We start from the raw sequence: 25,555 nt of genomic DNA, 5'->3' as shown, positions 1-25,555 counted from the left end.
TGCCCCCGACTGCCCGCTGCCCCCGACTGCCCGCTGCCCCCGACTGCCCGCTGCCCCCGACTGCCCGCTGCTGCTGATCGACCGCCGGTCCTGACCGCGCCCAGATCCGCTGCTGCCCCAGATCCCGCCCCGCTGCCCCCGATCCGCCGCTGCTCCCGCTCCACGGTTGGTCCCACCCCGCCGCCGGACCCGATCACCGCTGCCGCCCCTCCCGTCCGACCCGTCCTCACAGGCCGGTGCGCACCAGCTCCCGCGCGCCCTCCCGTGAACCCGGCGTCGGCCCCGAGGGCGACCGCACCCGCTGCAGAACCCGCGTCTCACGGGGCCGGAACCCGCGCCTCAGGCGGACCCGGAACCCGCCCACCACGCAGGTCCGGAACCCGCGCGCCACGCGAGCCCGGCAGGTCATGCGGCGGTCCCACCCGCTTTCCCCCACGTTTCCCGCGTTTCCCCGCTTTCCCCCGCGTTTTCCCACCCACTTCCCACCAGCTCCCCGAGAACACCCGGAAGGTTCCGCCATGTCCCGCCCCGACGGCGCCGTCGTCCCCCTCACCACGGCACAGCGCGAGATCTGGCTCGCCGAGCAGCGCGCGGGCGGCCCGATCCCGTCCTACCGGATCGGGGAGTGCCTGGAGATCCACGGCGCCGTCGACCCGGTCCTGTTCGAGCGGGCGCTGCGACTGGTCGTGGACGCGGCGGACGTGCTGCACGTCCGCGTCATCGAGGGCGCGGACGGTCCGGTGCAGGTCGAGCGCGGTGACCGGGACTGGGAGCTGATCACCCTGGACCTGTCCGCCGAACCCGACCCGCGCGCGGCGGCGCTCGACTGGTCCCGCCGCCACCTGCACCGCCCGATCGACCCCGCCCACGACCGGCTGTTCGCGTTCGCCCTGATCACGCTCTCCGAAGGCCACTTCGCCTGGTACCAGGGCTACCACCACCTCGTCACGGACGGCTTCGGCTACCGGCTGCTCAGCAGGCGCGTCGGAGAGGCCTGCGCCGCGCTCGCCGAGGGCAGGCCGCACGAGCCGGTCGTCACCCCGCTGCGCGAGGTCGTCGCGCACGATCTCGCCTACCGCTCCACGGGCCGCTTCGCCGAGGACCGCGCGCACTGGACCGGCCACCTGGCGACCCCGCCGGACCTGGCCGCGCCCACGGGCGACCCCAGGGCCGTGGTCCGCTCGGCAGACCTCGGCGACGTGGGCGGTCTGGCGGACGCGGCCCGCCGGTCCGGCGTCACCTGGACCCGCGCGCTCGTCGCCGCCGCCGCGCTGTACGCGCACCGCCTCACCGGGGAGCGCGACGTCGTCCTCGGCCTCGTGGTGTCCGGCCGCCCCAGGGGCGACGCCCTGCTCGCGGACTCGGTGGCGGTGGCGGCCAACGTGGTGCCGCTGCGCCTGTCGCTGCGACCGGGCACGAGCTGGGGCGAGCTGGTCACCGCCACCAGGCGGGAGATGACCGCCGCACTGCCCCACCAGCGCTACCGCTACGAGGACCTGCACCGCGACCTGGGCGTGGCCGCCCTGTTCCACTCGGTCGTCAACATCATGCCCTTCCGCCCGGCGGCGGGCTTCGCGGGCCACCCGGTCACCGCGCACGGCCTGTCCACCAGCCTCGGCCCCACCCTGAGCCTGCTGGCCTGGGACGACGGCGGAAAGCCCTGGGTGGAGGTGCACGCGCCCGCAGACGCCCCCGTTGAGCACCGGGCGGAAGCCCACCGCGCCCGCCTGGCCGCACTGGTCGCCGACCTCGCGCAGATCAACCCGAACACCCCGATCGGCCGGGTCAGCCTGACCGCCGACCCGCACGAGCCCCCGTCATCGGCAGTCCCGCGCACACCGACACCCGCGACGACGCCGCCCGCCGCACCCGTGGTGCCACCCCAAGCAGGCCCCGCGACGGTGACCCCCACCGGGCTCGTCGTGCCAGCGCCCGCCGCGCCCGCCGCCACGGCACCCGCTGCCAGGGCATCCGCCGCACCCACCGCACCGGCTGCCCCGACAACCCCCGCCCACCTGTTCGCCGAACAGGTCGCGGCGACCCCGGACGCGGTCGCCGTCGTGCACGGCGACACCACCCTCACCTACGCGGAGCTCGACGCCCGCGCCGAACGGCTCGCACACGTGCTGCGCACTCGCGGCGCAGGGGCAGAGCACTTCGTCGCGTTGGCCATGCCCAGGTCGGCCGACCTCGCCACCGCGGTGCTCGCGGTGCTCAAGCGCGGCGCGGCCTGCGCCCCGCTGGACCCGGCCCAACCACCGGCCCGGATCGCCGACCTGCTCGACGACATCCGCCCCGCACTGGTGCTCACCGACGCCGACACCGCGCGCGAACTCGCCGACGTGCTGCCTGCGGACACCCTGCTCATCGGCGACCTCCTGGCCGAGGACGAGACCGCCGCCCGACCGGGCCCCGGCAAGCAGCTCCAGGACAAGCCCCACCTCCAGGACAAGGCCCAGCTCCAGGACAAGTCCCAGTCCCAGTCCCAGGACAAGGCCCAGGACAAGGCCGCAGCGCCGAAGATCCCCACCAGCGCCGAAAGCGGCGCCGTCGCCCTGAGGCAGCAGGCCTTCACCATCCCCGCCGCCCGCCGCCACAGCGACACCACCGCCCCCGACCCGCTCACCGCCGACCCCCGTAACGCCGCCTACGCGCTGCACACCTCGGGTTCCACCGGCCGCCCCAAGGGCGTCGTGATCACCCACGGCGCCCTCGCGAACCTCCTCGTCCACCACCGGGCAACCCTGTTCGCCCCGGCCACCGGGTCCGCGCGCCCGCTGCGGGTCGCCTGGAGCACGTCGACGTCCTTCGACGCCACCTGGGACCAGCTCGCGTGCCTGTTCGCCGGGCACGAACTGCACGTGGTCGACCACAAGACCTGGACCGACCCCGCAGCCTGCGTCGCCCACGTCGCTGCCCACCGGCTCGACTTCGTCGAGTCCGCGCCGTCCTACCTGCGAGTCCTGGTCGCGAAGGGCCTCCTGGACGACCCCGCACGACGCCCCTCGCTGGTGGTGGCCGGTGGCGAGCCGGTGCCCGAGGAGCTGTGGCGCAAGCTGCGCCAGGTCGACGGCGTCCGCGCGATCAACCACTACGGCCCCACCGAGTGCGCCGTCGACGCCACCACCGCCGATCTGGCGGACTCGGCCCGCCCGGTCATCGGTCGGCCGATCGGGCAGGTGCGGGCGCTGGTCCTGGACAGCGCCCTCCAGCCCTCGCCACCCGGTGTGCCGGGAGAGCTCTACCTCGCGGGCGCGGGGGTGGGACGCGGCTACTTCGGACAGCCGGGTCTCACCGCAGAGCGCTTCATCGCCGACCCGTTCGGCGCGCCCGGCGACCGCATGTACCGAACCGGCGACCTCGTGCGGCGCACGGGAACCGGCGACCTGGAGCACCTCGGCCGCGCCGACGACCAGGTCAAGGTGCGCGGCTTCCGGGTCGAGCCGGGCGAGATCGAGGCGCGGCTGGTCGAACACCCCGACGTCGCGCGGGCCGCCGTGGTCGTGCGGCAACGGGGCGGGACCAACCACCTCGCCGCCTACCTGGTGCGCGCGAACACCGCGCTCGACACCACTGCGCCCGGCACTACCGGGCTCGGCACCACTGCGGCTGGCATCACCGGGCTCGGCACCGCCGCGCTCGACACCACTGCGGCTGGCACCGCCGCGTTCGATGCCGCCGCGCCTGAGGCCACTGCGCTCGGCACCGCCGCGCCCGAGGCCACTGCGGCTGGCACTACCGCGCCCGGCGCCACTGCGCTCGCTGCCACTGCGGCTGATACCCCCGACTTCGATGCCACCGCGCCCGGCCGCACTGCGCCCGACCGCACCGCATCCGGAGCTGCCGCGCTCGGTTCCGCCATGCGCGACACCGCTGTGCCCGTCGCCACCACGCCCGACGTCACCGTCACCGGGGCCGCCGCTACCACGCCCGCCATCACCACGCCCGACGTCATCGGGGCCGTCGCCACTGCCCCCGATACCGCCGGGCTCGACGCCACTGCCCTGTCCGGCATCGCCGCGCCCGCCCTCACCGCCCCTGCGTCCGACCCCACCACCCCCGACCCCACCGCCCTGCGCGCTCACCTGCGCGAGCGTCTCCCCGAGCACATGGTTCCCTCCGTCTTCGTCGTGCTCGACGCCCTCCCGCTCACCGCCGGCGGCAAGCTCGATCGGCGGGCGCTGCCCGACGTCGACGCCAAGGTCAGCGAGGGGCGCGCGCCGCGCACCGAGCGGGAGCGGGTGGTGTGCGGGCTCTTCGGGGAGGTGCTGGGGGTTCCCCCGGTCGCGGCCGACGGGGACTTCTTCGCGCTCGGGGGCCACTCGTTGCTCGCGGTGCGGTTGGTCGCCGCCGTGCGCGCCTCGCTCGGCGTCGAGCTCGGGCTCGCCGACCTGTTCGACGCCCCGACGCCCGAGGCGCTCGCCGCGCGCGTCGACGCCGCCGCGCCCGCCCGCGTCCCGCTGCGGCCCCGGCCACGGCCGGAGCGGGTGCCGCTCTCGCCCGCGCAGCGCAGGTTGTGGTTCCTGCACCAGGTGGAGGGCGCGGGCGCCACCTACAACATCCCCCTGGCGCTGCGGTTGACCGGCGCGCTCGACCGGGCCGCGCTCGAAGCCGCCCTCGGTGACGTCGTCGCCAGGCACGAGAGCCTGCGCACGGTCTTCCCGCTGGTCGACGGCGAGCCGGTGCAGCACGTGCTGCCCCCGTCCCCGTCCCCGTCCCCGCTGCCGCTGCCGGTCACCGACACCACCACCGGCGCGCTGCCCGACCTCCTCGCCGCCTCCGCCCGGCACGAGTTCGACCTCGCCGCCGACATCCCGCTGCACGCCGAGCTGTTCGCGACGGGCCCAGGGGAGCACGTGCTGCTGCTCGTGGCGCACCACATCGCCTCCGACGGCTGGTCCGCCGGAGTGCTCTCCCGCGACGTCGCCACCGCCTACACCGCCCGCCTGCGCAAAGCCGAACCCGACTGGGCGCCGCTGCCGGTGCAGTACGCCGACCACGCGCTCTGGTCGGCCGAGGTGTCCGGCGACGAAGCCGACCCGGACAGCCGGGCCGCGCGCGGGCTCGCGTTCTGGCGGCGCGCGCTCGCCGGGCTGCCCGAGGTGCTCGACCTCCCCGCCGACCGGCCCCGCCCCACCACGAGCAGCCACCTCGGCGGCGTCGTCCCGGTCGCGCTGCCCGCCGACCTGCACCGAGGGCTGCGCGCGCTGGCGCTCGACCGGGGCGCGAGCCTGTTCCTGGTGCTCCAGGCCGCGCTCGCCGCCCTGCTGGACAAGCTCGGCGCGGGCCGGGACATCCCCATCGGCACGCCGGTCGCCGGTCGCTCCGACACCGCCGCCGACGACCTCGTCGGGTTCTTCGTCAACACCCTCGTGCTGCGCGTCGACACCTCCGGCGACCCGACCTTCACCGAGCTGCTCGACCGGGTGCGGGAGACCGCGCTGGCCGCCTACGAGCACCAGGACGTGCCGTTCGAGCGGCTGGTCGAGGTGCTCAACCCGACCCGCTCCCTCGCGCACAACCCGCTCTACCAGACCCTGCTCGCCCTCCAGCACGACCCGCTGGGCGCGGTCGACCTGCCGGGGCTGACCGGGTCCGCCGAGCTGGTGCACACCGGCACCGCGAAGTGCGACTTCAGCCTGGTCCTCACCGAGACCACCACCGCCGACGGCGCCCCCTCGGGCATCACCGGCAGCGCCGAGCACAGCGCCGACCTGTTCGACCGGGACACCGCCGAACTGCTCGTGCGCCGCTGGACCGACCTGCTCCACCAGGTCGTCGCCGAGCCGGGCAGGCGGCTGAGCGCGTTCGACGTGCGCACCGCCGCCGAACGCGCCCGCACCACGGCCCCGCAGGCCGTCCACCGGCCGCGCGGCGCGCTGCACGCGCTGGTCGAGGCGCGCGTCGACCGCGCCCCGGACGCGATCGCGGTCACCTGCGACGGGCGGAGCCTGACCTACGCGGAGCTGGACGCCCGCGCGAACCGGTTGGCGCACCTGCTGATCGAGCGCGGGGCGGGGCCGGAGCGGCTGGTCGCGCTGTCGCTGCCGCGCTCGCTGGACCTGGTCGTCGCGGTGCTCGCCGTGCTCAAGTCCGGTGCGGCGTACCTGCCGGTCGACCCCGGCTACCCGGCCGCCCGCGTGGCGTTCCTGCTCGACGACGCCCGACCCGCCCTGCTGGTCACCTCGGGCCCCGGCGCCGGGGAGCACGCGCTCGACCTCACCGCCGTCGACTGGGACGCGCTCGACGCCACCCGGCCCGACGTCGCGGTCCACCCGGACTGCGCGGCGTACGTGATCTACACGTCCGGCTCCACCGGCAACCCCAAGGGCGTCGTCGTCCCGCACGCCAACGTGGTCCGGCTGTTCGACGCCACCGACCACTGGTTCGGCTTCGCCGACACCGACGTGTGGACCCTGTTCCACTCCTACGCGTTCGACTTCTCCGTCTGGGAGCTGTGGGGCCCGCTGCTGCACGGCGGCAGGCTCGTGGTCGTCCCGCACGAGACCAGCCGCTCACCCCGGCGCTTCCTGGAGCTGCTCGACCGCGAGCGGGTCACCGTGCTCAACCAGACCCCGTCCGCGTTCCACCAGCTCGACCAGGCCGACCGGGAGCACCCGGCCGACCTGACCGCGCTGCGGCACGTGGTGTTCGGCGGCGAGGCGCTCGACCTTCCCCGCCTGGCGGGCTGGTACTCCCGGCACGCCGACGACGCCCCGGTGCTGGTCAACATGTACGGCATCACCGAGACCACGGTCCACGTCACGCACACCGCGCTCGACCGCTCCCGAGCCGTCCCCGGCGCGCCCAGCGACATCGGCGCCGCCATCCCCGACCTGCGCGCCCACGTCCTCGACGCCCGCCTCAAGCCCGTCCCGACCGGCGTCACCGGCGAGCTGCACATCTCCGGCGCCGGGCTCGCGCGCGGCTACCTGAACCGGCCCGGCCTGACCGCGTCCCGGTTCGTCGCCGACCCGTTCGGCGAGCCGGGCGAGCGCACGTACCGCACCGGCGACCTCGCCCGGTGGAACCGCCACGGCGCGCTGGAGTTCCTGGGCCGCGCCGACCACCAGGTCAAGGTGCGCGGCTTCCGCATCGAGCTGGGCGAGATCGAGGCCGCCCTCACCGGTCACCCCGAGGTCGCGCAGGCCGTCGTCGTCGCCAGGCAGGACCGCGCCGACGACACCCGCCTCGTCGCCTACACCGTCCCCACCCCCGGCGCCCACCCGCGCCCCGACGCCCTGCGCGCCCACCTCGCCGGGCTGCTGCCCGCGCACATGGTCCCCGCCGCGTTCGTGCCGCTGACCGGGATCCCGCTGACCGGCAACGGCAAGCTCGACCGCAAGGCCCTGCCCGAGCCCGAGACCGCCCTCGTCGGCGGGCGCGCCGCCCGCACCCCGCAGGAGCAGCTGCTGTGCGAGCTGTTCGGCGAGGTCCTCGGCGTGGCGGGCGTCGGCGTGGACGACGGGTTCTTCGACCTGGGCGGCCACTCGCTGCTCGCCACCCGGCTGGTCTCGCGGGTGCGCGCCACCCTCGGCGTCGAGCTGGAGCTGCGCACCCTGTTCGAGAGCCCCACCCCGGCCGGGCTCGCGGCCGTGCTGGACGACGCGGGCCGGGCCAGGCTCGCGCTGACCCCGCAGGAGCGCGGCGAGCGCGTGCCGCTGTCGTCCTCCCAGCGCAGGCTGTGGTTCCTGCACCAGCTGGAGGGCGCGAGCGCGAACTACAACATCCCGCTGGCCTGGCGGCTCACCGGCGAGCTCGACCTGCCCGCGCTCGAAGCCGCGCTCGCCGACGTGCTCACCAGGCACGAGAGCCTGCGCACCCTGTTCCCCGACACCGGCGGCGCCACCCACCAGCTCGTGCTCGACGCGCCGCAGCGCCCGCGCGTGCCGGTCGTCCAGGTCGCCGAGCGCGACCTGTCCGCCACCGCCACCGCCGCCGCGACCAGGGGCTTCGACCTGGAGACCGAGCTGCCGCTGCGCGCCCAGGTGTTCGCCCTCGCGCCGCGCGAGCACGTGCTGCTGCTGGTGGTGCACCACATCGCCGGTGACGGCTGGTCCCTGGGCCCGCTCGCCCGCGACCTGGCCACCGCCTACACCGCCCGCCTGCGCGGCCACGCCCCGGACTTCGCGCCGCTGCCCGTGCAGTACGCGGACTACGCGCTGTGGCAGCACCGGCTGCTCGGCGACCCGTCCGACGAGCGCAGCTCCTCCGCCCGCCAGACCGCGCACTGGACCGGCGCGCTCGCCGGGCTGCCCGAGGTGCTCCAGCTCCCCACCGACCGGCCGAGGCCGCCGATCGCCTCGCACCGGGGCGGCTTCGTGGAGCTGGACCTGCCCGCCGACCTGCACCGCGCCCTGCGCGAGCTGGCGGGCCGGGACGGCGCGAGCCTGTTCATGGTGCTCCAGGCCGGGCTCGCCGCCCTGCTCACCCGGCTCGGCGCGGGCCACGACATCCCGGTCGGCACGCTCATCGCGGGCCGCACCGACCAGGCGCTCGACCACCTCGTCGGCTACTTCGTCAACACCCTCGTGCTGCGCGCCGACACCTCCGGCGACCCGAGCTTCACCGAGCTGCTCGGCCGGGTCCGGGAGCGCGCGCTGGCCGCGTACGCGCACCAGGACGTGCCGTTCGAGCACCTGGTCGAGGTGCTCAACCCGCCGCGCTCGCTCGCGCACCACCCGCTGTTCCAGGTCATGCTCGTGCTCCAGAACGCGCCGCGCGCCGAGTTCGCCCCGGACGGGCTGACCGCGTCCCCGCTGTCGATCACCACCACCACGTCCAAGCTCGACCTGATCTTCTCGGTGACCGAGCGGCACGACGCGGACGGCGCGCCCGCCGGGCTCGGCGGGTTCGTGGAGTACGCCAGCGACCTGTACGACCGGTCCACCGTCGAGGCGCTCGTCGCCCGCTGGGCCCGGCTGCTCACCGCCGTGACCGCCGACCCGGCCCGGCCGATCGGGCGGGTCGACCTGCTCACCGGGACCGAGCGGCGGGAGCTGCCGCGCCGCCCCGAGCCGGTGGCCGCGCCCAGGGCCGCGCTGCACGAGCTGTTCGCCGCGCGGGCCGCGCTGGCGCCCGACGCCGTCGCCGTCACCTCGGACGGGGCCGCGCTGACCTACCGCGAGCTGGAGGAGCGCGCGAACCGGCTGGCGCACCTGCTGGCCGCGCGCGGGGCGGGGCCGGAGCGGCTGGTCGCGCTGCTGCTGCCGCGCTCGCTGGACCTGGTGGTCGCGGTGCTCGCCGTGCTCAAGACCGGGGCCGCGTACCTCCCGATCGACCCGGACCACCCGGCCGCGCGCGTCGCCGCCACCCTCGCCGACGCCGCCCCCGCGCTGCTGGTGGGGGAGGGCGGGCTCGACCTCGCCGCCGAGCGCACCGCCGAGCTGCTGGCCGCCGCGCCCACCACCGCGCCCCCGGTGCGGGTGGACCCGGCCTGCGCGGCGTACGTGATCTACACGTCCGGCTCGACCGGCGTGCCCAAGGGCGTCGTGGTGCCGCACGCCAACGTGGTGCGGCTGTTCGAGGCCACCGACCACCTGTTCGCGTTCGGCGAGCGGGACGTGTGGACCCTGTTCCACTCCTACGCCTTCGACTTCTCGGTGTGGGAGCTGTGGGGGGCGCTGCTGCACGGCGGCAGGCTCGTGGTCGTCCCGCACGGGACCAGCCGCTCGCCCGAGCACTTCCTGGAGCTGCTGGCGCGCGAGCGGGTCACCGTGCTCAACCAGACCCCGTCCGCGTTCCACCAGCTCGACCGGGCCGACCGGGAGCGCCCGGCGGACCTGACCGCGCTGCGGTACGTGGTGTTCGGCGGCGAGGCGCTGGAGCCCGCGCGCCTGGCCGACTGGTACTCCCGGCACGCCGACGACGCGCCCGCGCTCGTCAACATGTACGGGATCACCGAGACCACGGTCCACGTCACCCACCTGCCGCTCGACCGCGCGCGGGCCGCCGCCCCCGGCAGCCCCGTCGGCGTCCCGATCCCGGACCTGGGCGCGTACGTGCTCGACGACGCGCTCTCGCCCGCGCCGCCGGGGGTGGTGGGGGAGCTGTACGTGCCGGGCGCGGGGCTCGCGCGCGGCTACCTGAACCGGCCCGGCCTGACCGCGTCCCGGTTCGTCGCCGACCCGTTCGGCGAGCCGGGGTCCCGCATGTACCGCACCGGCGACCTCGCCCGGTGGCGCGCGGACGGCGGCCTCGAGCACGCGGGCCGCGCCGACGACCAGGTGAAGGTGCGCGGCTACCGCATCGAGCTGGGCGAGATCGAGGCCGCCCTCACCGGGCACCCGGACGTCGCGCAGGCCGCCGTCACCGCCCGCCGCGAGGGCGTCGACGACACCCGGCTCGTCGCCTACGCCGTGCCCGCCGCCGGGACCGCGCTCGACCCCGAGCGCCTGCGCGCGCACCTGGCCGAGCGGCTGCCCCGGCACATGCTGCCCTCGGCGTTCGTCGCGCTCGACGCGATCCCGCTGACCGGCAACGGCAAGCTCGACCGCAAGGCCCTGCCCGCCCCCGAGACCGCACCGGCCCGGCGCGGACGTCCGGCGGGCACCGCGCGGGAACGGGTGCTGTGCGAGCTGTTCACCGAGGTGCTGGGCGTGGCCGAGGTCGGCGCGGACGACGACTTCTTCGCCCTCGGCGGCCACTCGCTGCTCGCCACCCGCCTGGTGTCGCGGGTGCGCTCCGCCCTCGGCGTCGAGCTCGACCTGCGCGCCCTGTTCGGTGCCCCGACCGTCGCCGGGCTCGCCGCCGCGCTCGACCTCGCCGACCGGGCCCGCCCCGCCGTGACCCGCGCGAGCGGGTCCGGCCCCGCGCCGCTGTCGTCCGCGCAGCGCAGGCTGTGGTTCCTGCACCAGCTCGAAGGCCCCTCCGGCGCCTACACCATCCCGCTGGCCTGGCGGCTCACCGGCGGGCTGGACCGCGCCGCGCTCGAAGCCGCCCTCGGCGACCTGGTCACCCGGCACGAGGTGCTGCGCACGGTCTACCCGGCGCACGGCGACACCCCGCACCAGGTCGTGCTCGACCCGTTCCGCCCCGACCTGCCGGTGCGCGCGGCGGGCGCCGACCTGCCCGAGCTGCTGACCGCCTCGGCGGCGCGCGGCTTCGACCTCGGCGCGCGACCCCCGCTGCGCGCCGAGCTGTTCGCGCTCGCCCCCGACGAGCACGTGCTCCTGCTGGCCGTGCACCACATCGCGGGCGACGGCTGGTCCCTGGGCCCGCTCGCCCGCGACCTGGCCACCGCCTACACCGCCCGCCTGCGCGGCCACGCGCCGGACTTCGCGCCGCTGCCCGTGCGGTACGCGGACTACGCGCGCTGGCAGGAGGACCTGCTCGGCGACCCCGCCGACGAGCGCAGCACCGCCGCCCGCCAGACCGCGCACTGGACCCGCGCGCTGGCCGGGCTGCCCGAGCGGCTGACCCTGCCCACCGACCGGCCGCGCCCGGCCGCCGCCTCCTACCGGGGCGGACGACTGCCCGTCGAGCTGGGACCCGAGCTGCACCGGGGACTGGTCGGGCTGGGCCGCGAGCACGGCGCGAGCCTGTTCATGGTGCTCCAGACCGGCCTCGCCGCCCTGCTCAGCAGGCTGGGCGCGGGCGACGACATCCCCGTCGGCACGCTCATCGCGGGCCGCACCGACGAGGCACTGGACGACCTGGTCGGGTTCTTCGTCAACACCCTCGTGCTGCGCGCGGACACCTCGGGCGACCCGAGCTTCACCGAGCTGCTGGGCCGGGTGCGGGAGACCGCGCTGACCGCGTACGCGCACCAGGACCTGCCGTTCGACCGGGTCGTGGAGGCGGTCAACCCGGCCAGGTCACTGTCGCACCAGCCGCTGTTCCAGGTGATGCTCGCGCTGCAGAACGTGCCCCGCTCCGACCTCGAACTGCCCGGTCTGGCCACCGAGGTCGTGCCGGTGCACCCGGCCACCGCCATGTTCGACCTGTCCGTCACGCTGCTGGAGCGCGAGGCAGGCGGGGGAGTGCACGGCTGGGTCGAGTACGCCGCCGACCTGTTCGACGCGGCCACGGTCGAGGCGCTGGTCACCCGCTGGGTGCGGCTGCTGGAGACCGCGCTCGCCGACCCGGCCCGCAGGCTCGGCCGGTTCGACGTGCTCACCGCCGCCGAGCGCCACCTGCTGCTGGTCGAGCGCAACCGCACCGCCCACCCCGAGCCGGTCGCGAGCCTGCCCGCGCTGTTCGCCGAGCAGGTCCGCCGCACCCCGGACACCACCGCGGTCGTCTTCGGCGACACCGAGCTGACCTACGCCGAGCTGGACGCGCGGTCCGACGCCCTCGCCCACGTCCTGACCAGGCGCGGAGCCGGGCCCGAGCGGGTCGTGGCGCTGCGGCTGCCCAGGGGCGCCGAGCACCTCGTCGCGCTCCTCGCCGTGCTCAAGACCGGCGCGGCCTACCTGCCGGTCGACCCGGACTACCCGGCGGCGCGGGTGGAGTTCATGCTCGCCGACGCCAGGCCCGTGCTCGTGCTGGACGACCCGGCCGACGTCCGCGCCCACTGGCAGGAACCCGACCGGCAGGAAACCCAGCAGCACGCCGCCCACCGGCACGCGAGCGCCACACCGCTGGGCGTCGGGCACGACCCGAGGCACCCGGCGTACGTCATCTACACCTCCGGCTCCACCGGCACGCCCAAGGCCGTCGTGATGCCCTCCGGCGCGCTGGTGAACCTGCTGCGCTGGCACCACCGCGCCCTCGGCGGCGAGGTCGGCGCGCGGGTCGCCCAGTTCACCTCCACCAGCTTCGACGTGTCCGCGCAGGAGATCCTGTCCACGCTGCTGTTCGGCAAGACCCTGGTGGTCCCGGACGAGGAGCAGCGGCGCAGCGCCGAGCTGCTGGTCGACTGGCTCGACCGGCACCGCGTGGCGGAGCTGTACGCGCCGGACCTGGTGCTGGAGGCCGTTGCGGAGGCGGCGAACGAGCGCGGCCGGGACCTGCCCGCGCTGCGCCTGCTCGCCCAGGCAGGCGAGGCGATGCGGCTGGGCGGCGCGCTGCGCGAGTTCCAGCGGCGCGTGCCGGGACGGGCGCTGCACAACCACTACGGGCCCGCCGAGACGCACGTGGTGACCGCGTTCCCGCTGCCCGCCGACCCGGACGACTGCCCGCTGCCGGTGCCGATCGGGCGGCCGGTGGCGAACACGGCGGTGTACGTGCTCGACGCCGCGCTGCGGCCCGTCCCGCCCGGTGTGCCGGGTGAGCTGTACCTGGCGGGCGCGGGGCTCGCGCGCGGCTACCTGAACCGGCCGGGGCTGACCTCGGCGCGGTTCGTGGCCGACCCGTTCGGCGAGCCCGGATCGCGCATGTACCGCACGGGCGACGTGGCCCGGTGGCGCGCCGACGGCGAGCTGGAGTTCGGCGGTCGCGCGGACGACCAGGTGAAGGTGCGCGGCTTCCGGGTCGAACCGGGCGAGGTCGAAGCGGTGCTCGCCGCCCACCCCGAGGTGGCCAGGGCGGTCGTGCTCGCCCGCACCGACGCGCCCGGCGGCGCGCGGCTGGTCGGGTACGCCGTGCCCGCGCCCCACGCCGCGCCGACCGCCCGCGCCCTGCGCGCGCACCTGGCCGACCGGCTGCCCGACCACCTCGTGCCGTCCTCGCTGGTGCTGCTCGACGCGCTCCCCCTGACCCCCAACGGGAAGCTCGACCGGGCCGCCCTGCCCGCGCCCGGCGGCGACGAGCCGGAGGCCGCGCGCCGCCCGCGCACCCCGCGCGAGGAGATCCTCTGCGAGCTGTTCGCCGAGGTCCTCGGCCTGGCCCAGGTGGGCGTGGACGAGGACTTCTTCGCACTCGGCGGGCACTCGCTGCTCGCCACCCGCCTGCTGTCGCGGGTGCGCGCCACCCTCGGCGCGGAACCGGGCCTGCGCGCCCTGTTCGAGGCCCCCACGGCGGCCGGGCTCGCCACCCGGCTGTCCGGCGCGCCCGCCCGCGCCCCGCTGACCGCGCGCCCGCGCCCGACACCCGTGCCGCTCTCGCCCGCGCAGCGCAGGCTGTGGTTCCTGGAGCAGGTCGACGGCGCCTCGGGGGCCTACCACCTGCCGCTGGCGCTGCGGCTGACCGGCGAGCTGGACCGGGAGGCGCTGCGGTCCGCGCTGGACGACGTGGCCGCCAGGCACGAGAGCCTGCGCACGGTCTTCCCCGACCGGGACGGCGTGCCCGCGCAGGCCGTGCTGGACGGGGTCCGGGTGCCGTGGGCCGTGGTGAACGCCGCGGGGGCCGACCTGCCGCCGCTGCTGCGGGCCTGCGCGGTGCGCGAGTTCGCGCTGGCGGTGGAGCAGCCGATCCGGGCCGCGCTGTTCGCCACCGGGCCGCACGAGCACGTGCTGCTGGTCGTGCTGCACCACATCGCGGCGGACGGCTGGTCACTGGGCCCGCTCGCCCGCGACCTGGCCACCGCCTACACCGCCCGAGACCGGGGCGAGGCCCCGGCGTGGGCGCCGCTGCCGGTGCAGTACGCGGACTACGCGCTGTGGCAGCGGGAGCTGCTCGGCGACGAGACCGAGGAGGGCGGCGAGTTCGCCCGCCAGGTCGAGCACTGGCGGACCAGGCTCGCCGGGCTGCCCGAGCTGACCACCCCGCCCGCCGACCGGCCGCGCCCGGCCAGCGCCAGCCACCGGGGCGACCACCTCCCCGTCGAGCTGGACGCCGCGCTGCACGCCCGGCTCGCCGGGCTGGCCCGCGAGTCCGGCGCGACGCTGTTCATGGTGCTCCAGGCCGGGCTCGCCGCGCTGCTCACCAAGCTCGGCGCGGGCGAGGACGTGGTCATCGGCAGCCCGATCGCCGGGCGCACCGACGAGGCGCTGGACGACCTGGTCGGGTTCTTCGTGAACACGCTGGTCCTGCGCACGGACACCTCCGGTGATCCGAGCTTCACCGAGCTGCTCGCGCGGGTGCGGGAGAACGCGCTGGAGGCGTACGCGAACCAGGACGTGCCGTTCGAGCACCTGGTCGAGGTGCTCAACCCGGCCAGGTCCCTGTCGCACCACCCGCTGTTCCAGGTCCTGCTCGCCCTCCAGAACGCCCCGACCGGCGACTTCGCCCTGCCGGGGCTGGAGGTCACCGGCCTGCCGGTGCCCACCGGCACCTCCCGGCTCGACCTCACCATCGGCCTCGCCGAGCGGCGCGCCGAGGACGGCTCCCCGGACGGCCTGGTGGGCGCGGTCGAGTACAGCACCGACCTGTTCGACCGGGCCACCGTCGAACTGCTGGTCACCCGCTGGACCCGGCTGCTCACCGCCGTCGCCGCCGACCCCCGGCTGCCGCTGCGCGCCGTCGACCTGCTCGGCGGCGGGGAGCACCGGGCGCTGGCCGACCGCAACAACACCGCGAGGCCGGTGGCGGGCGAGCACGTCGCCGCCCTGTTCCGGGCCGTCGTCGACCGCGCGCCCGGCGCGACCGCCGTCGTCGGTCCGGACGCCGAGCTGACCTACGCGGAGCTGGACGCGCGGGCCAACCGGTTCGCGCACGCCCTCATCGCGCGCGGCGTCGGCCCCGAGGACGTGGTGGCGCTGCGGCTGCCGCGCTCGGTCGAGCTGGTCGTGGCGGTGCTCGGCGTGCTCAAGGCGGGCGCGGCGTACCTGCCGGTCGACCCCGCCTACCCGGCGGCCCGCGCCGAGCTGATGCTCGCCGACGCGCGGCCCGCGCTGGTCGTGGACTCCCCGGAGCAGGTGACCGGCCTGGACGGGCTGCCCGACACCGATCCCGAGGCGCCCGTCCGACCGGAGAACCCGGCGTACGTCATCTACACCTCCGGCTCCACCGGCCGCCCCAAGGGCGTGGTGGTCACCCACGGCGGGGTGCCCAGCCTCGTCGCCACCCAGGTGGAGCGGCTCGCGCTCGACCCGGCCAGCCGGGTGCTCCAGCTCGCCTCCCCGAGCTTCGACGCCGCGTTCTGGGACCTGTGCGCGACCCTGCTCACCGGGGCCGCCCTCGTGCTCGCCCCGGTCGACGACCCGCTGTCCGCGCTGACCCGCCCGGACGTCACCCACGCGACCCTGCCGCCCTCGGCGCTGGCCTCGGTGACCGGCGAGGTCCGCGCGGGCACCCTGGTCGTCGCGGGCGAGGCCTGCTCGCCGGAACTGGTGGCCCGCTGGGCGCCGGGCAGGCGGATGATCAACGCCTACGGGCCGACCGAGACCACCGTCTGCGCGACCACCAGCGGTCCGCTCACCCCGTCCGCCGAGGTCCCGACGATCGGGCTGCCGATCACCAACACCCGCGTGCACGTGCTCGACGCCGCGCTGCGGCTGGTGCCGGACGGGGTCGTGGGGGAGCTGCACGTGTCCGGCCCAGGCCTGGCGCGCGGGTACCTGGGCAGGCCGGGGCTGACCTCGGAGCGGTTCGTGGCCGATCCGTTCGGTCCGCCCGGCTCGCGGATGTACCGCACGGGTGACCTGGTGCGGTGGCGCGCGGACGGGCTGGAGTTCGTCGGCCGCGCGGACGAGCAGGTGAAGGTGCGCGGGTTCCGGGTCGAACCCGGCGAGGTCGAGTCCGCGCTCGCCGCGCACCCCTCGGTGGCGCGCGCGGCGGTGACCGTCCGGCGGGACCGGCTGATCGCCTGCGCGATCCCCGCCGGGGAGCGGCTGGACGTGGCCGAGCTGGACCGGTTCCTGCGGGTCCTGCTGCCCGAGCACCTGGTCCCGTCCGCGATCGTCACCGTCGACGACTTCCCGCTGTCCCCCAACGGCAAGCTCGACCGGGACGCGCTGCCCGACCCGGTCGCCCGCGTGACCGGGCGGGCCCCGCGCACCCCGCGCGAGCAGGTGCTCACCGGCCTGTTCGCCGAGGTGCTCGGGCTGCCCGAGGTGGGCGTGGCCGACGACTTCTTCGACCTGGGCGGCCACTCGCTGCTCGCCACCCGGCTCGTCGCCCGCGTCCGCACCGCCCTCGGCGCGGAGGTCCCGCTGCGCGCGCTGTTCACCGCGCCCACCCCGGCGGGGCTCGCCGCCGCGCTCGACACCTCCGGGCGGCCGAGGCCCGCGCTGACCGCGCGCGAGCGGCCCGACCCGGTGCCGCTGTCCTTCGCGCAGCGGCGGCTGTGGTTCCTCGACCGGGTGGAGGGGCCGTCGGCCACCTACAACATCCCCGTGGCGCTGCGGCTCACCGGCTCGCTGGACCGGGACGCGCTGCGCGCCGCGCTGGGGGACGTGGTGGCCAGGCACGAGAGCCTGCGCACGGTCTTCCCCGAGGTCGACGGCGTGCCGGTGCAGCGGGTGCTGCCCGAGGCGCGCGTCGCGCTCGACGTGACCCGCGTGGACGGTGAGCCGGCCGACGAGCTGGCGCGGGCGGCGCGGGAGCCGTTCGACCTGGCCGGGGGCCTGCCGCTGCGGGCCGGGCTGTTCGTGCTCGCGCCCGACGAGCACGTGCTGCTGCTCGTGGTGCACCACATCGCCGGTGACGGCTGGTCGACCGGCCCGCTCGCCCGCGACCTGGCCACCGCGTACGCGGCCCGCTGCCTCGGCCGGGCCCCGGAGTGGGCACCGCTCCCGGCGCAGTACGCGGACTACACCCTGTGGCAGCGCGAACTCCTCGGCTCCAGCGACGACCCGGACAGCGCGTTCAGCGCGCAGCTCGCCCACTGGGCCGAGAACCTGGCGGGGCTGCCCGAGCGGATCGCGCTGCCCACCGACCGGCCGCACCCCGCCGTCGCGGGCTACCGGGGCGCGCAGGTCCCGCTGGAGTTCGACGCCGGGCTGCACGCGCGGCTGGTCGACCTCGGCCGCCGCACCGGGGCCAGCCTGTTCATGCTCGCCCACGCCTCGCTGGCCGCCCTGTTCAGCGGGCTCGGCGCGGGCGAGGACGTCGCGATCGGCAGCCCGATCGCCGGGCGCACCGACGAGGCGCTGGACGACCTGGTCGGGTTCTTCGTCAACACCCTCGTGCTGCGCACCGACACCTCCGGCGATCCGAGCTTCACCGAGCTGGTCGCGCGGGTGCGGGAGAACGCGCTGTCCGCGTACGCCAACCAGGACGTGCCGTTCGAGCACCTGGTCGAAGCGCTCAACCCGGCCCGCTCGCTCGCCCACCACCCGCTGTTCCAGGTCATGCTCGCGGTGCAGAACATCCCGATGGGCGAGTTCGACCTGCCCGGCCTGCACGTCGCGCCCGTGCCCGCGCCCACCGGCACCGCCAAGTTCGACCTCGGGTTCAGCCTGGTCGAGCGGTTCGACGCGGACGGCGCGCCCGCAGGGATCGTCGGGTACGTCGAGCACGCCACCGACCTGTACGACCGGGCCACCGTCGAGACCTTGATGGAGCGGTGGACGCGGCTGCTGGACGCGGTGTCGGCCGACCCCGACCAGCCGGCCCGGCGGGTCGACCTGCTGTCGGCCGACGAGCGCCGCGCCCTGCTGGACGGTCCCCGGATCGTGGTGGACGACCGCCGCACCCTCACCGGGGTGTTCGGCGACGTGGTCCGCGCCCACCCGGACGCGGTCGCCGTCGAGCTGGACGGGACCGCGCTCAGCTACGCGGCGCTGGACGCGTGGGCCGACCGGTTCGCCGGTGACCTCGTCGCGCTCGGCGTCGGGGTGGAGGACCTGGTCGCGCTGGAGCTGCCGCGCTCGCTGGAGCTCGTGGTGGCGATCGTGGGCGTGCTCAAGGCCGGTGCGGCGTACCTGCCGGTGGACCCGGCCTACCCGGCGGCCCGCAAGGCGGCCATGATCGCCGACGCGCGGCCCGCGCTCGTCGTGGACCGGACCGACCCGATCACCGGCGCCAGGGGCTCCGCGCCCGAGGTCGGTCCTGGCGCGCGGAACGCCGCGTACGTCATCCACACCTCCGGGTCGACCGGACGGCCCAAGGGCGTGGTGGTCGACCACGCGAGCGTGCTGCGGCTGGTCGACGCGCAGGTCGAGCGGTTCGCGATCGGGGCGGGGGACCGGGTCCTCCAGTTCGCCTCGCCGAGCTTCGACGCCTCCGTGTCGGAGCTGTTCACCGCGCTGCTCACCGGGGCCACCGCCGTGCTCACCACCGACCCGGTCGGCGCGCTCGCCACCTCGGGGGCCACGCACGCGACCGTGCCGCCCTCGGTGCTCGCGGCAGTGCCGGAGATCAGCGCGACCACGCTGGTCGTCGCGGGCGAGGCGTGCTCGGCGGAGCTGGTGGCCCGCTGGGCGCCGGGGCGGCGGATGATCAACGCCTACGGGCCGACCGAGACCACCGTCTGCGCGACGATGAGCGAGCCGCTGAGCCCCGCGCCCGGCGCGCCGACGATCGGGCGCGCCGTGCCGCACGCGCGGGTCCACGTGCTGGACTCCGCGCTGCGGCTGGTGCCACCGGGTGTGGTGGGTGAGCTGCACGTGGCAGGCGCGGGCGTGGCGCGCGGGTACCTGAACCGGCCAGGGCTGACCGCGTCGCGGTTCGTGGCCGACCCGTTCGGGCCGCCCGGTTCGCGGATGTACCGCACGGGTGACCTGGTGCGGTGGCGCGCGGACGGGCTGGAGTTCGTCGGCCGCGCGGACGAGCAGGTGAAGGTGCGCGGCTTCCGGGTCGAACCGGGCGAGGTGCGGGCCGCGCTCGCCGGGCACCCCGCGCTGGCCGCCTGCGCCGTCGTGGCGCGGCAGGACCAGGCCGACGACACCCGGCTCGTCGCCTACCTCGTGCCGCGCGCGGACGGCGAGCGCGACACCGCCGCCGAGCGCGACCACGTCGGGCAGTGGCGGGAGATCTACGACGCGCTCGACTACCGGGGGTCCGACGTGGACTTCACCGGCTGGAACAGCGCCTACGACGGCACGCCCATCCCCGAGGAGCAGATGCGGGAGTGGCGCGACGAGACCGTCGCCCGCATCCGCGACCTGCGGCCCCGGCGGGTGCTGGAGGTCGGCGTCGGCACCGGGCTGCTGCTGTCCGAGCTCGCGCCGCACTGCGAGACCTACTGGGCCACCGACCTCTCGGCGGCGGCCGTGGAGGCGCTGTCGGCCAGGGTCGCGCTCGACCCGGCGCTGGCCGAGCGGGTGGTGCTGCGGGCCCAGCCCGCGCACGACACCGGCGGGTTGCCGCAGGGGCTGTTCGACACCGTCGTGCTCAACTCGGTGGTGCAGTACTTCCCCGGCGCGGACTACCTCGCCGACGTGCTGCGCGGCCTGCTCGGGCTGCTCGCGCCCGGAGGCTCGCTGTTCGTGGGCGACGTGCGCAACCCCCGCACGCAGCGCGCCCTCGCCGCCGCCGCGCACCGGGCCGGGGGCGGTGATCCGGCCGGGACGCGGCGCGCGGTCGAGCGCGCGGTGCTCGCCGAGGAGGAGCTGCTGGTCGACCCGGACTTCTTCACCGCGCTGGACGGCCCAAGCGTCGGGGCGGTCGTGGTGGAGGTGAAGCGCGGTCGGCACCACAACGAGCTGACCCGCCACCGCTACGACGTGTCCCTGCGACGCGGCCCGCTGCGCGCCGACCCGGCCCCGGCGGTCGAGGTCGGCTGGGCGGGCGTGCGGGGGCTCGACGGGCTGCACGCGCTGCTCGGCACGCGGGGACCGGTGCGGGTGACGGGGGTGCCGAACGCGCGTGTGACGGCCGAGGTCGCGCTGGTGGAGGCGGTGTTCGGGCCGGGGGCGGTGGACGCGGCTGGTGCGGCGAACGCGGTGGACGTAGCGAATGCGGTGGGCGCAGCGGACGCGGCAGGACTTGCGGACGGGGCAGGACTGGTGGGTGCTGCGGGACTAGCGGGTACGGCAGGAACGGCGGGTGTGGCGGGTACGTCCGCCGGGGCCGTGTCGGATCGCACCACGCCGGGCTGGTTCGACCGGGACGGGTTCGCGCCGAGCGCCGTCACCCCCACCGGCGACTCCGCCGCAGGCGGCGCGGGCGCCGTCGACCCCGAGGACCTGCACGCCGTCGCCGCCGCGCACGGACTGCGGGCGTGGGTCACCTGGTCGGCCGGTGCCGTCGACGCCGTGGACGTCGTCTTCGCCGAACCGGCCGCGCTCGTGGAGCCGTACCGGGCCGGTTCCGCGCGGCCGTTGGGCGAGTTGACCACCAGTCCGGCCGGGCGCGGGACCGGTGCGCTCGTCGCCGACGTGCGCGCGCACCTCGCCGAGCGGTTGCCGGAGCACCTGGTGCCGTCGGCGTTCGTGGTGCTCGACGCGCTGCCGCTCACCCCGGTCGGCAAGCTCGACCGGGCCGCCCTCCCCGCGCCCGACGCGGGCGCCCGGCCCGGCAGCTCCCCGCGCACCCCGCGCGAGGAGCTGCTGTGCGGGCTGTTCGCCGAGGTGCTGGGGCTGGCTCGGGTGGGGGTGGACGACGACTTCTTCGACCTGGGCGGTCACTCGCTGCTCGCCACCCGGCTGGTGTCGCGGGTGCGGGCGGTGCTGGCCGTGGAGCTGGACGTGCGGGCGCTGTTCGAGACGCCCACGCCCGAGGGGCTCGCGGCCCGGCTCGACGCCGCCGGGCTGGCCCGGCCCGCGCTCGGCCCGGTCGAGCGGCCCGAGCGGGTGCCGCTGTCGTTCGCGCAGCGGCGGTTGTGGTTCCTGCACCAGGTCGACGGGCCCTCCGCGACCTACAACATGCCGCTGGCGCTGCGGTTGACCGGAGAGCTGGACCGGGAGGCGCTGCGGGCCGCGCTGGGGGACGTGGTGGCCAGGCACGAGAGCCTGCGCACGGTCTTCCGCGCCGAGGGCGGGGTGCCGCACCAGCACGTGCTCGAACCCTGGACACCGCCGCTGCCCGTGCACCCGGTCGGCTCGGGGTCGCTGCTCGACTTGGCCCGGCGCGGGTTCGACCTGGCCGAGCAGCCGCCGATCCGGGCCGAGCTGTTCGAGTGCGGACCGGACGAGTGCGGACCGGGCGAGGACGGGCCTGACCGAACTACGTCGCGCGAGTCCGGGACCGGGGAGTCCGGGACCGGCGGGTCTCGGCCGACCGAGCACGTGCTGCTGATCGTCGTGCACCACATCGCGGCGGACGGGTGGTCCATGGGGCCGCTGTCCCGCGACCTCGCCACGGCCTACGCCGCCCGCTGCCGCGGCGAGGCCCCGACCTGGGTCCCGCTGCCGGTGCAGTACGCGGACTACGCGCTGTGGCAGCGCGACCTGCTCGGTGAGCCCACCGCGCCGGACAGCCGGTTCGCCGAGCAGCTCGCCTACTGGACCGGCGCGCTCGCCGGCCTGCCCGAGTGCGTGGACCTGCCCACCGACCGGCCTCGGCCCGCCGTCGCCTCGCACCGGGGCGACGTGCTGCCGGTCGAGCTGCCCGCCCGGTTGCACCGCGCGGTGCGCGAGGTGGCCGCCGGGCAGGGCGCGAGCGTGTTCATGGTGCTCCAGGCCGGGCTCGCCGCGCTGCTCACCAAGCTCGGCGCCGGTGAGGACGTCGCGATCGGCAGCCCGATCGCCGGGCGCACCGACGAGGCGCTGGACGACCTGGTCGGGTTCTTCGTCAACACGCTCGTGCTGCGCACGGACACCTCCGGCAACCCGAGCTTCACCCGGCTCCTCGGGCGGGTCAAGGAGAGCGCGCTCGCCGCGTACGCCAACCAGGACGTGCCGTTCGAGTACCTGGTGGAGGCGGTCAACCCGGCCCGCTCGCTCGCGCACCACCCGCTGTTCCAGGTGGTCCTCGGCCTGCAGAACGCGCCTGCGGGCGACTTCGCCCTGCCGGGGCTGGAGATCGGCTACGAGTCCGCGCCCACCGGCACCGCCCGCGCCGACCTGACCGTCAGCCTCGCCGAGCGGTTCCGCCCGGACGGCGAGCCGGACGGGCTGGTCGGGGCGGTCGAGTACGCCACCGACCTGTTCGACCGGGGCACCGTCGCGGCGCTGTTCGACCGCTTCGCGCGGCTGCTCGACGCCGTCACCGCCGACCCGGACGCGCCGTTCCAGCGCGCCGACCTGCTGGGCGAGGCCGAGCGGGACCGGCTCCTGGAGCTCGGCGGCGCGCCCGCCGAACCGCCCGCCGGGCTGCTCACCGACCTGTTCGCCGAGCAGGCCCGGCGCACCCCGGACGCGGTCGCCGTCGTCCACGGCGACGCCGAGCTGACCTACGCCGAGCTGGACGCCCGCGCCGACCGGCTCGCCGCCGCGCTGGCCGGGCGGGGCGTCGGCCGCGAGACGCGGGTGGCGGTGCTGCTGGAGCGCTCGCCCGAGCTGGTCGTGGCGCTGCTGGCGGTGCTCAAGGCCGGTGGGGCGTACGTGCCGCTCGACCCGCGCTACCCGGCCGCCCGCGTGGAGCTGATCCTGCGCGGCAGCGGCGCGACGACCGTGCTCACCCCGGAGGTGCTGGCCGAGCTGGAGACCACCGCGCCGGGCGTCCCGGTGGGGGCTGAGCACCCGGAGCAGCTCGCGTACGTCATGTACACCTCCGGTTCGACCGGCACGCCCAAGGGCGTCGGCATCACCCACCGGGACGTGGTGGAGCTGGCGCTCGACCCGGTGTGGCGGGGCGGGGCGCACGAGCGGGTGCTGCTGCACGCGCCCGTCGCGTTCGACCTGTCCACCTACGAGCTGTGGGTGCCGCTGCTGTCCGGCGGGTGCGTCGTGGTCACCCCGCCCGGCGAGTTCGACCCGGCCGTCCTGCACGAGGTGATCACCCGGCAGCGGGTCACCGCGCTGGTGCTGCCGTACTCGCTGCTCAGCCTGCTCGTGGACGAGCGGCCCGAGACGTTCGCGGGCGTGCGCGGGCTGATCACCGCCGGTGAGGCGGTGGCGCCCGGCGCGGTGACCGAGGTGCTGCGGGCCTGCCCCGGCGTGACCGTGGTCAACGCCTACGGGCCGACCGAGACCACGGTGTACTCCACCCACCACCGGGTGAGCACCGCGCCGGACCCGGCGCGGCCGGTGCCGATCGGCGGGCCGACGCGCGGCACGTGCCTGCGGGTGCTCGACCGGGGGCTGCGGCTGGTGCCGCCGGGCGTGGTGGGCGAGCTGCACGTCGCGGGCGCCGGACTGGCCAGGGGGTACGTGGGCGCACCCGGTCGCACCGCCGAGCGGTTCGTGGCCGACCCGTTCGGCGCGCCCGGTTCCCGGATGTACCGCACCGGGGACCTGGTGCGGCGGCTGCCGGGCGGTGAGCTGGAGTTCGTCGGGCGCGCGGACGGGCAGGTGAAGCTGCGCGGGTTCCGCATCGAGCTGGGCGAGGTGGAGACCGCGCTGGAGCGGCTGCCCGAGGTGGCCCGCGCGAGCGTCGTGGTGCGCGAGGACCGGCCGGGGCAGCCCTGCCTGGTCGCGTACCTGGTGCCCGCGCCCGGCGTGCCGGTCGATCCCGGCGCGCTGGCGGAGCCGTTGCGCGGGCAGGTGCCCGAGTACGCGGTGCCGTCGGCGTTCGTGGTGCTCGACGCGCTGCCGCTGACCCCGAACGGCAAGCTCGACCGGGCCGCGCTGCCCGCGCCGGAGCTGCCCGCGCGAGGTGAGGGGCGGATGCCGAGGACCCCGCACGAGCAGCTGCTGTGCGAGCTGTTCGCCGGGGTGCTGGGGCGCGACCGGGTGTTCGTGGACGAGGGGTTCTTCGAGCTGGGCGGGCACTCGCTGCTGGCCGCGCGGCTGGTGGCGATGGTGCGCGACGTGCTCGGGGTGCCGCTGGGCCTGCGCACGCTGTTCGAGTCGCCGACGCCCGCCGCGCTGGCCGCGCACCTGGACGTGGGCGACCCGGACAACGCGCTGGACGTGCTGCTGCCGCTGCGCGCGGCCGGGAGCGGGGCCCCGCTGTTCTGCGTGCACCCCGGCGGCGGGATCAGCTGGTGCTACAGCGGGCTGCTCAGCCACCTGCCGTCCGACCAGCCGGTGTACGCGCTCCAGGCGCGCGGGCTGGGGCGGGTGGAGCCGCTGCCCTCGTCGTACGGGGAGATGGCGCGCGACTACGCCGACCAGATCCGCAAGATCCAGCCGACCGGGCCGTACCGGCTGCTCGGGTGGTCGGCGGGCGGGCTGATCGCGCACGCGGTGGCCTGCGAGCTCCAGGAGGCGGGGGAGCGCACGGAGCTGCTGGCGATCCTCGACGCGTACCCGGTGGTCGACGTGGAGTTCTTCGAGCGCTCGCCGGTCCCGTCCGAGCGGGACGTGCTCGTCGGCATCCTGGACTGCGCGCCCGACGAGGTCGACGAGGGGCCGATGAGCCGGGACGACGTGGTGCGGGTGCTGCGGGAGCGGGGGAGCGCGCTCGCGGGGCTGGACGAGCGGCAGGTGGCGGCCGTGGTCGAGATCATGATCAACAACGGGCGGCTCGCGCTGGAGCACCGGCCGGGGCTCTTCGACGGCGACCTGCTGCTGTTCAACTCCACCGTCGACCGGGGCGGCGACACCGCGACCCCGGACCACTGGCGGCCCTACGTCACCGGGGACGTCCACTCGCACGACATCAGCACCCGGCACGACCACATGACCCAGCCGGGGTCGCTGGCGCAGATCGGGCCCGTCGTGGCGGCGGCGCTCGGCGCCGTGGCCGAGGGGCGGGCGATCGGGGACGGCGCCGCCAGGGGCGTCGCCGAGCCGCGTGTCACCGAGCGGGGCGTCACCGAGCGGGGCGCCGCCGACCGGGGCGCGGCTGGTCCCGTTGCCACCGACTCCGCTGCCGCTGGTCCCGGAACCGCTGACTAGTGCCCACCACCCGACCAGAACCCACC

1 protein-coding gene is annotated in these 25,555 nt (G+C 76.4%); it reads left to right on the top strand.

Annotated elements, in window-relative coordinates; genetic code table 11:
- Positions 1–518: 518 nt before the first annotated feature.
- Entirely contained in the window at positions 519–25,529 is a 25,011-nt protein-coding gene (locus tag LV78_RS21875; protein WP_301307007.1) for a non-ribosomal peptide synthase/polyketide synthase, read from the top strand.
- Positions 25,530–25,555: the final 26 nt, after the last annotated feature.

The sequence above is a fragment of the Actinosynnema pretiosum genome (genome assembly GCF_024171695.1).
GTDB classification, from domain to species: Bacteria; Actinomycetota; Actinomycetes; order Mycobacteriales; family Pseudonocardiaceae; genus Actinosynnema; species Actinosynnema pretiosum.
The sequence above is the reverse complement of the archived record's forward strand: the minus strand, read 5'-3'. Positions and strand labels throughout refer to the sequence as shown.